General features: G+C 48.8%; 8 protein-coding genes. 6 read left to right on the forward strand and 2 right to left on the reverse strand.

Annotated features, from left to right (window positions below):
- The first annotated feature begins 25 nt into the window (after window positions 1-25).
- Together recB and recD are read left to right on the forward strand one after the other, a co-directional pair.
- Window positions 26-3,646, forward strand: coding sequence for an exodeoxyribonuclease V subunit beta (gene recB, locus CIK04_RS05350; protein WP_097352128.1), 3,621 nt, complete (start codon window positions 26-28; stop codon window positions 3,644-3,646).
- The gene (recD, locus tag CIK04_RS05355) at window positions 3,643-5,757 is read left to right on the forward strand and encodes an exodeoxyribonuclease V subunit alpha (RefSeq protein WP_097352129.1); all 2,115 of its coding nucleotides are present in this window, start codon (window positions 3,643-3,645) and stop codon (window positions 5,755-5,757) included. The genes recB and recD overlap by 4 nt, the downstream gene beginning before the upstream one ends.
- Window positions 5,758-5,828: 71 nt before the next feature.
- Here recD and CIK04_RS05360 read toward each other — a convergent pair whose 3' ends face one another.
- Together CIK04_RS05360 and argA are read right to left on the reverse strand one after the other, a co-directional pair.
- Window positions 5,829-6,011: a hypothetical protein gene (locus tag CIK04_RS05360; protein WP_011079706.1), complete on the reverse strand. Its 183-nt coding sequence runs from the start codon at window positions 6,009-6,011 to the stop codon at window positions 5,829-5,831.
- A gap of 225 nt (window positions 6,012-6,236) precedes the next feature.
- Window positions 6,237-7,574 carry an amino-acid N-acetyltransferase gene (gene argA / locus CIK04_RS05365; RefSeq protein WP_017420239.1) on the reverse strand — a complete coding sequence of 446 codons (1,338 nt, stop codon included), beginning with the start codon at window positions 7,572-7,574 and terminating at the stop codon, window positions 6,237-6,239.
- A 144-nt stretch (window positions 7,575-7,718) separates the two neighbouring features.
- On the opposite strand from argA, the gene CIK04_RS05370 reads away from it, so the two are divergent.
- From CIK04_RS05370 to csdE, 4 genes are all read left to right on the forward strand, one after another.
- Window positions 7,719-8,186 (forward strand): DUF2850 domain-containing protein, encoded by a 468-nt coding sequence (locus CIK04_RS05370; protein ID WP_039561461.1) that lies wholly within the window; start codon window positions 7,719-7,721, stop codon window positions 8,184-8,186.
- A gap of 146 nt (window positions 8,187-8,332) precedes the next feature.
- Entirely contained in the window at window positions 8,333-9,436 is a 1,104-nt protein-coding gene (mltA, locus tag CIK04_RS05375; RefSeq protein ID WP_097352130.1) for a murein transglycosylase A, read from the forward strand.
- 81 nt (window positions 9,437-9,517) lie between these two features.
- Window positions 9,518-10,327: a tRNA cyclic N6-threonylcarbamoyladenosine(37) synthase TcdA gene (gene tcdA / locus CIK04_RS05380; RefSeq protein ID WP_043877295.1), complete on the forward strand. Its 810-nt coding sequence runs from the start codon at window positions 9,518-9,520 to the stop codon at window positions 10,325-10,327.
- 80 nt (window positions 10,328-10,407) lie between these two features.
- The gene (gene csdE / locus CIK04_RS05385; RefSeq protein WP_038941322.1) at window positions 10,408-10,836 is read left to right on the forward strand and encodes a cysteine desulfurase sulfur acceptor subunit CsdE; all 429 of its coding nucleotides are present in this window, start codon (window positions 10,408-10,410) and stop codon (window positions 10,834-10,836) included.
- Window positions 10,837-11,334 lie beyond the last annotated feature (498 nt).

Raw genomic sequence — 11,334 nt, forward strand, 5'->3', positions numbered from 1 at the left:
AGATGATCCGGAGACAGTGAGTAAGATGACGCACAAGCCTGAGCCAACCCCGTTACAAACCATGACCTTTCCATTGCATGGCGCAAGGTTAATTGAAGCGTCGGCGGGGACAGGTAAAACTTTCACCATTGCTGGATTGTATTTGCGCTTACTGCTTGGGCATGGTAGTGAAGAGACGCGTCATCAAGCTCCACTGACGGTGGATCAAATCTTGGTCGTGACCTTTACCGAAGCCGCAACCGGTGAGCTGCGTGATCGCATTCGTGCGCGTATTCATGATGCGCGTTTGGCGTTTGCTCGAGGACACAGCCAAGATCCCGTCATTGAGCCGCTGCTGCGTGACTTTCCCGATCACAAGCAGGCTGCCGCTATTTTGCTGCAAGCCGAAAGACAGATGGACGAAGCGGCGGTGTTCACTATTCACGGTTTTTGCCAACGGATGCTCACGCAAAATGCGTTTGAGTCGGGCAGCCGTTTTAACAATGAATTTGTCACCGATGAAAGTCAGTTAAAAGCGCAAGTAGTGGCCGATTATTGGCGACGCAATTTCTATCCCTTGCCCACAACATTGGCAGGTGAAGTGCGCCAGATTTGGGGTTCACCCGCGGCGTTGTTGAGCGACATTGGCCGTTATCTCACTGGTGCGCCATTGGCGCTGAGCGTCAACGCGATGAGTGGTGATCTTGCAGCGTTGCATCAAGAAAACCTGCAAAAAATCACGCAACTCAAAAGTGCTTGGCGAGCGGCGCAGCCAGAACTGCAAACGCTCATAGAACAATCTGATATCAACAAACGCAGTTACACCAAAAAGTCATTACCAGAGTGGTTAGATACGGTGAATCGCTGGGCGGAAAGCGACACGTTTGATTACCACTACCCAGATAAGCTGGCCAAATTTGCACAAAGCGAGCTGCTGGCCAAAACAGCCAAAGGCACTGCGCCAACGCATCCGCTATTTGAGCAAATTGACGCGTTTTTGGCCAATCCAGCTAGCTTAAAAGCCCCATTGTTGGCACACGCGATTGAGCAATGTCGCGCATGGCTGGCCAAAGCCAAAGAGCAGAAACAGCGTTTGTCGTTTGACGATTTGTTAACGCGTTTATCCGCGGCGATCGATCAAGATGAAGCCCAGTTATTGGCAAGTCGAATTCGTACTCTTTACCCCGTTGCCATGATTGACGAGTTCCAAGATACCGACCCTTTGCAATACAGTATCTTTAGTCGTATTTATTTGGAACACCCACAAACTGGGCTGTTTATGATCGGCGACCCGAAGCAGGCGATTTACGGCTTCCGTGGGGCTGATATCTTCACTTACATCAAAGCGCGTAACCAAGTGAATGCCCACTACACCTTGGGAACAAACTGGCGATCCAGTGCTGAAATGGTGTTGGCGGTAAACCAACTGTTTCAACAACCAGACAGCCCATTTATTTATGATCAAGACATTCCATTTTTGCCAGTCAGTTTTAGCCCCAAAGCGGAACAACGCATTTGGAACATGGCAGGCCAAAAGCAGCCAGCCCTGACCTACTGGTTACAAGAGTGCGAAGAAAAACCCGTGGCGAAAGGGGAATATCAGCAAGCGATGGCCGAGGCGACCGCCAGTCAGATTCAGCAGATTCTGACGCTCTCACAGCAAGGTCAGGCGTCATTCCAGCAAGGTGAGCTACAGCACGCCATTCAAGCGGGTGACATTGCGGTGTTGGTACGAACCAGCAGCGAAGGGCGATTGATTAAGCAAACTCTCGCTAAGCAAGGCATCGCCAGTGTCTATCTCTCGAACCGCGACAGCGTTTTTCTCAGCCCCGTCGCGCAAGATGTTCAGCGCATATTGCAAGCGGTGCTCACCAGTGAAGACGATCGCGCATTGCGGGCGGCGTTGGCTTGTGAGCTGTTTGCCCTTGATGCCGCCAGTCTGGATAAACTGAATAACGATGAAAATGCGTGGGAAAAAGCGCTCAGTGAGTTTAAAGAATACCGTAAGCTGTGGCTTTCTCGTGGCGTGATGCCGATGCTGCGAGCGGTGATGGCCAAACGCCATATTGCAGAACGTTTGCTGACTCAGCAAGAGGGTGAGCGCACACTCACTGACTTGATGCATTTAGCAGAGCTGCTGCAGCAAGCAAGCAATGAGATCGGCAGCGACCACGGTTTGTTGCGTTGGTTTGCTCAAGCCATTAGCGATGCGCACAATGGTATTGGCGGCAGCGATGAGCAGATCCAACGTCTCGAATCGGAACGCAATTTGGTGCAGATCGTTACCATCCACAAATCAAAAGGGCTTGAGTACGATCTGGTTTTTCTCCCGTTTGTCTTTGCCCATCGCGAAGCCAGCGAAGCGAAGTTTTACGACGCGCAAACCGATCGCACCGTGTTAGATATCACCGCCAGTGATGCCGCGCTGCAACAAGCGGACAAAGAACGATTAGCGGAAGACTTACGCCTTATTTATGTGGCGCTCACTCGCGCCGTTTATGGCTGTTTCATTGGCGCGGCGCCACTGCGCAACGGTCGCTCCACTAAAGAACCCACGGGCGTGCATCGCAGTGCCATGGGGTATTTGGTGCAAAATGGCCAAGAAGGGGGAATTGCCACGCTGCAACAAGCGTTGGCAGGACAACAAACGCAGTCAGACAGCATTGTCGTTACCTCACCGCCAACCTTGCCGGATGAGCGATATCAACCTATCGCAACGCCTGCGTTGCCGCTCTCTGCGCAAGAGCTGGCCACGCCGATCGATCGTTTATGGCGCATCACCAGTTACTCTGGTTTGGTCAAACAAGGTAGCCATCAAAGCGACTATGACGCCAGTTTGGAAGTGGTGGGGTTTGATATCGACTCTTCCACCGAAGATCCGCAAGCGCCAATCCAAGAAGTGGAGAAGTCGATTTTTACCTTCCCCCGTGGTGCCAGCGCTGGTACGTTTTTGCACTCGTTGTTTGAAGAGGTGGAGTTTACTCAAGCGGCGGACTCTGAACAGAATCGCCAAGTGATCACCGAGCTGATGGAAAAAAACTTGATCGACCTTGAATGGTTGCCCGTTTTGCAGCAGCTGGTGGATACCGTGTTGTCAACGCCGCTTGATGGCAAACATTTGTACCTCAACCAAAAAACGCCGTCACAGCGTCTGGTGGAAATGGAGTTCTTATTGCCGATAGAAGTGCTCAGCGCTGCCAGTTTAAACCAAGTCATTCAGCGTCATGATCCCCTTTCTGCTCGCGCGGGGGATCTCGGTTTCCAAACGGTGCAAGGCATGCTCAAAGGCTTTATTGATTTGGTGTTTGAACACCAAGGCAAATATTACGTGCTGGACTGGAAGTCCAACCATTTGGGTGACGCGGTGCATTTTTATCATGGTGAGGCATTGCAAGGGGCGATGGTTGATCATCGCTACGATTTGCAATACCAAATCTATGCGTTGGCGCTACACCGTTTTCTGCGCAGCCGTTTGGCCAATTATGATTATCAGCATCATTTTGGTGGCGTCTATTATCTGTTTCTTCGTGGTATGGATGGCGAAAGTGAACACGGTATTTTTTCTGCCAAGCCTTCGTTGGATTTATTAACGGAAATGGACCGTTTGATTGACGGTCTTGAGCCTCAACCTAGATCGACCCAAGGTGGTCAGATGGAGTTACTATGATGTTGAATGGGTCACTCCAAGCGACGCTGTTGATGCTTGAACAGCAAGCCCAACAAGGCTACCTGCGCTTATTGGATTATCAATTTGCGCGCTTCATTGGTGAGCAGAGTCAGCACAGCGGATTAGCGCTGTTGGCCGCTGCGGTCAGTGCCGAGTTAGGCAAAGGGCATATTTGCTTGCCTTTGTTTGATGAACTTGGCCAAGTCAGTGAATTGGCCAGTAAAATTGGCTTGTTTGGTGAGGCGGCCACAGAGCTGAACGCCCAGTTGCAGCCGATCGACTGGCGAGCGTTGCTGCAAACCAGTCGCTTGGTTGGCACCCAAGGGGAAGCGGTGCCCTTGATGTTCGATGGGGAACGAGTTTATCTGCATCGCTATTGGCACTATGAAGTCGTTTTGGCGCAAAAACTTAATCAATTGAGTCACGGTATTGAACTTAACGCCAGCTCAGCGGCATCGTTATCCGCACTGCTGGATCGATTGTTTGCGCGCGATTACCGCTTTTTGTTTGAAACGCTGATTGCCGCGCAAGCGAGCGGCAGTACCCAAGTGCAGCGACAGCAATGGGTGTGTGATTTTCTCGATGTGGTTGAAGAGCACCGTTTGGATTGGACGGCGATTGAACAAGTGCTTAGCCAAGTAAGCAAAGTCTCGGATCTCAACGCGCTGGATCATCTCGTGCCTCATGCGGCCTGCATTAATTGGCAAAAGGTGGCTGCCGCAGTGGCGTTGACGCGTCGTTTTGCGGTGATCTCTGGGGGGCCGGGAACAGGCAAAACCACCACCGTCACGAAATTGTTGGCGGCGCTGATTGAGCAAGCCGGAGCACAAACGCCCACCATTCGTTTGGTGGCACCAACGGGTAAAGCGGCTGCACGTTTGACCGAATCCATCGGTAAAGCGGTGCAATCTTTAGCCGTAGAGCCGAGTTTAAAGGCGTTAATCCCCACAGAAGCCTCAACCTTACATCGCTTGTTAGGCGCAATCCCCGGTAGTGCTGAGTTTCGTCATCACAGTCAAAACCCGCTGCATTTGGATGTGCTGGTGGTGGACGAAGCCTCAATGGTCGATCTTTCGATGATGTATAAAGTGATTGATGCGTTGCCTAAACATGCTCGTTTGATTTTACTCGGTGATAAAGATCAGCTTGCTTCTGTTGAAGCGGGGGCGGTGCTGGGGGATATCTGCGCATTTTCTGCTTCCGGATACAGCGCAGAGCAAGCAGCAACGCTCACGAAGTTAACGGGTTATCAAGCGCTGCCAAAGAGTGCCAGCCGTTTGGCTCCCGTCGCAGATAGCTTGTGTATGTTGCAAAAGAGCTATCGTTTTGATGCTCGCTCAGGAATTGGCCAATTGGCAAAAGCGATCAATGCCGGTTCCGTGGCGGCGCTAGAGAGTGTATGGCAGCGAGAGTTTAGCGATATCGAACATCACCCATTGGATGCCAGCCACTACAACCATATGTTGCAAACGCTTGTAAGTGAGTACTCACGTTATCTTGCTCGCATTGCCTTAACTCAGCAGCATATTGAGCCGAAAGAGAGAGAAAGCAGTGCTGATCGAGCCAAAGCGGGACTGAATTTGTTTCATCGTTGTCGGTTACTTTGCGCTGTGCGTGAAGGGAATTTTGGTGTGGCCGGGCTTAACCTTCGCATTGAAAGAGCCTTAGCTGCGAGGAACTTGATTAAAGTGAAGGACGAGATTTGGTATCACGGCAGGCCAGTGATGGTGACGCGTAATGATTACGCGCTTGGGCTTTACAACGGTGACATTGGCATCTGCATGTGGGATGACACTGATGAAGATCCGCGTTTAAAAGTCTATTTTGAGCTGGCCGACGGCAGCGTTAAAGCGGTATTACCAAGCCGAGTGCCAGAACATGAAACAGCCTATGCGATGACAATACATAAATCACAAGGCAGCGAATTTGATTTTACCTTGATGATTTTGCCTGCTGACTTCAGCCCAATACTGACGCGAGAGCTGATCTACACCGGCATTACTCGAGCGAAAAAGCGTTTAGCACTGTATGCCGATCTTCAAGTCCTGAAACGTGGTATGAAGATAAAGACACAGCGAGCGAGTGGCCTGCCATACCGTTTGGGCCAGTAAGGTTTATGAGAGTAGCCTAAGTCGATAAGGAAAAAGGCCAGAAGTGGAACTTCTGGCCTTTCACATTCTAGCTAGCGTTGAAATGCTTGCGTAAAAGTAATGCTGCGAATGTGGTATTGCTCTTTGTAGTTCAAGATGAACTCTCGAAGTGCTTCTGTCACTGGGAAGACGCAATGAACGTCAAGTCCCTCTAGAAACTGGTTATCAGCCATATCCCAAAAGCTTTGCAGCGAGTTACAAATAATGGTTCTCATAGTAATGCTCTTTGATTGCTTAATCCCAACTGACGGGGTAAGTAATGAATCGAGCAGTCCGTGCGGTGTCTCGTCACCAAGTTCCTTGGCTCGGGTTAACCCCGATTTGCGCAGGATTATAGATGAGTCGCTTGATGAAAAAAAGCGCAAATTATGGCCTAATTAAATGTAATGCATTGCATATGGTGTTAACCCTGTTCATCAGTAGGAAACTCTAACTTTAGCTCAAAGCGGTAGTGCCAAAATTTTTGAACGACGCTGATAGTTGTACAAACTTTTCTTCGCCATTGGCAGTGAATCGACGCCAATTTCGTAGAAACCTTGCTCTCTAAACCAATGAACACTGTGCGTGGTGAGAACAAAAATTTGCTCAATGCCGATGGATTTCGAGCGATGCTTCATGTAATTGAGCAGCAACAGACCACGGTTACCATCGCGATAATCAGGATGAATGGCCACACATGCCATTTCCGCCATATGCTCATCGATATAAGGATACAAGGCGGCGCAGCCAATGATCAGGCCATCTTTCTCAATGATGGTAAAGCGTTCGACCTCTTGCTCAAGTTGCTCGCGAGAGCGTCTTACTAGAATGCCTTGCTCTTCCAGAGGGCGGATAAGTTCAAGAATGCCACCAATATCATCAATGCAAGCCTGACGAACTTGTTCAGCACTGGCCATGACCACTTGTGTACCGATACCGTCAAACGAGAACAGCTCTTGGATCAACGCACCGTCGATCTTGTAGCTGATGAGATGGCTACGAGGAACACCTGCGCGGCAAGCTGCCACTGCCCCTTTGAGAAAACGCAATGTGCCTGAGTGGAAATCACTTTCCGGATCCACATCAATCGAGAGTTTTTGAATAAACTTCTCTGCGTCGCTAGGGAACAATTCGGCTACGGCGTTGCCATTGTCGTCAATCACGCCTTGCTCAGAACAAAAGCCAATCAGTTTGTCGGCTTTGAGTTTGATCGCCACTTGTGTCGCGACTTCTTCAGAAAGCAAGTTAAAACATTCACCAGTGACCGAACTGGCAATTGGCCCAAGCAGAACGATGGATCCTTGATCCAAAGAACGATTAATGGCCTCAGTATCAATGCGACGAATGCGACCACTGTGGCAGTAATCGACACCTTCATCTATACCTAATGGTTGAGCGATGACAAAATTGCCACTGACTACATTGAGGTGCGTTCCGGCCATCGGCGTATTATTCAAGCTCATGGAGAGGCTGGCAGTGATCGCCAATTGCAACTGTCCGGCGGCTTGCATAACTATCGAAAGTGAGTTTTCGTCAGTCACACGAATGTGCTTGTGATAAGGGGTCTGGCTTGATTGCTTATCAAGTAAATGATTGATTTGCGGTCTTGCACCATAGACCAAAACCACTTTAACACCAAGGCTGTGCATTAGAGCTATATCATTAATAATATTGCTGAAGTTTTTGTCAGCGATCGCTTCACCACCAAGGAGAATAACCATGGTTTTACCGCGGTGCGCGTTTACGTATGGAGTGGATTGTCTGAAACCTTTAACTAATGCCGTGCTGCGAATTTTCACAATATGACTTCCTTGTGACTATTTATGCTGAAATATTGTCTTTTTATTCCCTTGTTGGCAAGCGGTTTTTTATTAATTTAACCACCTTTGATCTGAGTGAGTTGTTTGCTTTGACCAGCGGTGTAACATAGGCGGCTTGTAAACATGAACGAGAAAAAAATGTCTTCTGCCAGTAAAAAGTCAACCGCCGTCAACGGACAGTTACTCACTGAAGAGCTACGTCGTAAAAAACGCAAATTATTAGAGCGAATCCTAATGGGCTTGGCCCTTGTAGGAACCGTGATTGTATTGTTGATGTATGGCGATTTGATTACTCGATTGATCAATCCGCCGATGCCGAAAAGCATGATTTACGGAAAATGGGTTGAGCAGGATGTCGCTCCCTATGCTCGTGAGGTGCTGATCCTCAATGAAAGTGGTGTCACCGTTAACGGCTCTTTGGTGACGACCAATTTTGATTTTGATGGCAAGTATTTTGAGTATCGTGTCGGTGGTGAAACTCGTCGCTTTCGATTCATTGGTCAGCAGTACATCGAAATGAAGTTGGATAGTGACGCGCACTACCTTCCCGTTTTTCAATTAGAAGGGAAGCAGAATCTCTCGCTGAGATAAGCAGTGATGCTGCTGCCAAATTGATGTTTTCTCATTCAATATCCGTCATTTTTTTGTAAGGGACTGCAATCGCGTCCCTTTTTCATTTGCACTTAAAATTCGACTTTGTCATGCTGCATCAAATTCTATTTGATGGGTAGTAACCAGTGATTAAAGCTTATTTTCCGCTCTTTGCATCGGTCTTGTTGTTTGGCTGTGCTCAGCCAACCGATCGTGCACAGCAGTATCTCGACAATGAATTCAGTGATGTGCTCAATCGAGTCGACTTTGTGAGCTCGGACAAACCTCGCGACTTCACCGAATTTCAACGTCAATCTGAAGCGGTGATCAGCAATTCACCTAGTTTGGCCAACTTGTATCAACCGCTTTATGAGCGTTTAAATGAGTGGGTACTGCAAAGTGGTGACCCGAGCGAACTCGGTGCTTATGGCATTGAAACGGCCCAGTTAGGTGGGGGAGATAAGCAAGGTAACGTCCTGTTTACTGGCTATTTTTCACCAGTCATGGAGCTGCGCCATCAAGCCGATGAACGTTTTAAATACCCAGTTTACGCTAAACCTGACTGCAGTGAAGATTGCCCGACGCGAGCTCAGATCTACGATGGGGCACTCGATGGATTAGGGCTTGAACTGGGCTATGCAGAGAACATGATTGACCCGTTTATCATGGAAGTGCAGGGCAGTGGTTTTGTCCATTTTGAAGATGACGATACATTGGAATACTTCGCTTATGCGGGAAAAAATAACAAAGCCTATGTGAGCATTGGCCGCGTGTTGATTGAACGTGATCAAGTTGCAAGAGAGAAGATGTCGTTGAAAGCGATCAAAGACTGGGTGCTTGCAAACGATGAGGCCACCGTTCAAGAGTTGCTTGAGCAAAATCCTTCTTTTGTTTTCTTTGAGCCGAGAGCGGCGGCGCCTGTAACAGGTTCTGCAGGGATTCCATTACTTCCAATGGCATCGGTGGCGGGCGATCGCACGATTTTCCCAATGGGGACGCCGATTTTGGCAGAAGTGCCATTACTGAATGCTGACGGTACTTGGAGTGGTGCGCATCAACTGCGTTTGTTGATCGTGCTCGATACCGGTGGCGCAGTAAAACAGAATCATCTCGATCTCTACCACGGAATGGGCCCACGAGCGGGCACCGAAGCGGGCCATTACAAACACTTTGGCCGCGTGTGGAAACTGGGCTTGGAAAACTCTCCAACGCAAGCACCTTGGGCTTTGCCACCAGAAAAGCTACAATAGCGTTTCTCTATCTGGACATTTTGTTGAAGAGTGCGTATAAATCGCACTCTTTGTTTTTCTGGCGACTTTGGAATCATCACTATGCGCGAACTTGATACTCCTGCTTCTGATAGCTACAACCAACGTTTTGGTGGTACGCGCCGTTTATACGGCAACAGCGAAGTTGAGATTCTTCGTGCTGCCCATGTTTGTGTGATTGGCATTGGTGGTGTTGGCTCTTGGGCGGTAGAAGCTCTTGCCCGCACAGGTATCGGCGAACTGACACTCATCGATATGGATGACGTGTGTGTGACCAATATTAACCGTCAAATTCATGCAATGACGGGAACAGTCGGCCAGAGCAAGATTGAGGTGATGGCAGAGCGCGTCAAACTCATTAACCCTGAGTGCAAAGTGAACCTGATTGACGATTTCATCACGCCTGACAATCAACACGAATACCTCAGCAAAGAGTTTGATTACGTGCTAGATGCCATTGACAGCGTCAAAGCGAAAGCTTCTTTGCTGGCTTATTGTCGCAGTAACAAAATCAAAGTGATTACCGTTGGTGGTGCAGGGGGCCAAGTGGACCCGACACAAATCCAAGTGGCGGATTTGACCAAAACAATCCAAGATCCACTGGCGAAGAAGATCAAGGATACCTTGCGTCGCCATCATAACTTTCCAAAAAATCCCGCGCGAAAGTTTGGTATTGACTGTGTCTTTTCCACTGAGCAGCTAAAATACCCGCAAGCGGATGGTTCTGTTTGTAACGTAAAATCAACGGCAGAAGGTCCAAAACGCATGGATTGTGCCAGCGGTTTTGGTGCTGCGACGGTAGTGACCGCGACCTTTGGTTTTGTTGCGGTGGCACGTATCGTTGAAAAGTTGATTCAAAAGCATAAAAACTAACTGCCTCCAATACCAAGCGGCTTTCTGACACCGCTTTATGTCATCATCACTTTTTATCCCTATTGTGTAGGAGCCTAGCCATGTCGAATTTGCCAGCCTCTCCATTTGGTAACGAGATTACCAGCTCGGACATCGTCGCCACCATGCAGCAATTCAAAGGCTGGGAAGACCGCTATCGCCAGGTGATTCAATGGGGTAAAAAATTGCCAGTGATGCCTGATGCGCTAAAGTCTGAGCAGGTTATGGTTGCAGGTTGCGAAAGCCAAGTTTGGTTAGTGGCAGAACAAGAAAACGGAATGTGGACGTTTTGTGCCGACTCAGACGCGAGAATCGTTCGTGGCTTAATTGCTTTAGTTTTAGCTGCCTACAATGGTAAAACGGTAGAGCAGATCCAAGCCTTTGATATTGAAGCCTACTTTGAGCAGCTAGGCTTAATTGCCCACTTGAGTCCATCACGCGGCAATGGCCTTAAAGCAATTGTTGAGCAGATTAAGAATATCGCGAGCTAGTTTACGTCCCGGAGGGCGTAGCGAGCATCCATGTTGGTTTTCGCACGCCTGATCTGTGCTGACAATTCTGATTTCTTCCAGCGTTTCCTTTTCTTTATTATTTCTCACCACTTTTGCTTTTCTGACGTTTCTCATTTGGTTTGTCATTCTTGCGAACGCGGGGATCCATCTTAAAGCGAATGGATGTTTTTGAACCGATTAAATCAACGAAAAGAGTGCGTTCACGCTTGCTGAGGAATGGACTCCCTCCTGCGCGGGAATAACGAATGTAGACAGTGGCAAAATTTCTTACTGCCCTCGCTTGTGCTTACTCGCCTCGCTTTTGCTCGTCATCCTCGCGAACGCGGGGATCCATCTTAAAGCGAGAGGATGTTTTTGAATCGATTAAACCAACGAAAAGAGTGCGTTCAGCGTTTGCTGAGGAATGGATTCCCGCCTGCGCGGGAATGACGGATATCGAAAGTGGCGAAATTTCTTACCGCCCTTGGCTCTTGCTCG

The sequence above is a fragment of the Vibrio sp. 03_296 genome (genome assembly GCF_002265885.1).

Excerpts from the sequence above, each read along its gene's own strand:
- tcdA (WP_043877295.1), top strand. The coding sequence starts at position 9,518 with ATGCGCGAACTTGATACTCCTGCTTCTGATAGCTACAACCAACGTTTT.
- CIK04_RS05370 (WP_039561461.1), top strand. The coding sequence starts at position 7,719 with ATGAACGAGAAAAAAATGTCTTCTGCCAGTAAAAAGTCAACCGCCGTC.
- CIK04_RS05360 (WP_011079706.1), bottom strand. The coding sequence starts at position 6,011 with ATGAGAACCATTATTTGTAACTCGCTGCAAAGCTTTTGGGATATGGCT.
- csdE (WP_038941322.1), top strand. The coding sequence starts at position 10,408 with ATGTCGAATTTGCCAGCCTCTCCATTTGGTAACGAGATTACCAGCTCG.
- recD (WP_097352129.1), top strand. The coding sequence starts at position 3,643 with ATGATGTTGAATGGGTCACTCCAAGCGACGCTGTTGATGCTTGAACAG.
- recB (WP_097352128.1), top strand. The coding sequence starts at position 26 with ATGACGCACAAGCCTGAGCCAACCCCGTTACAAACCATGACCTTTCCA.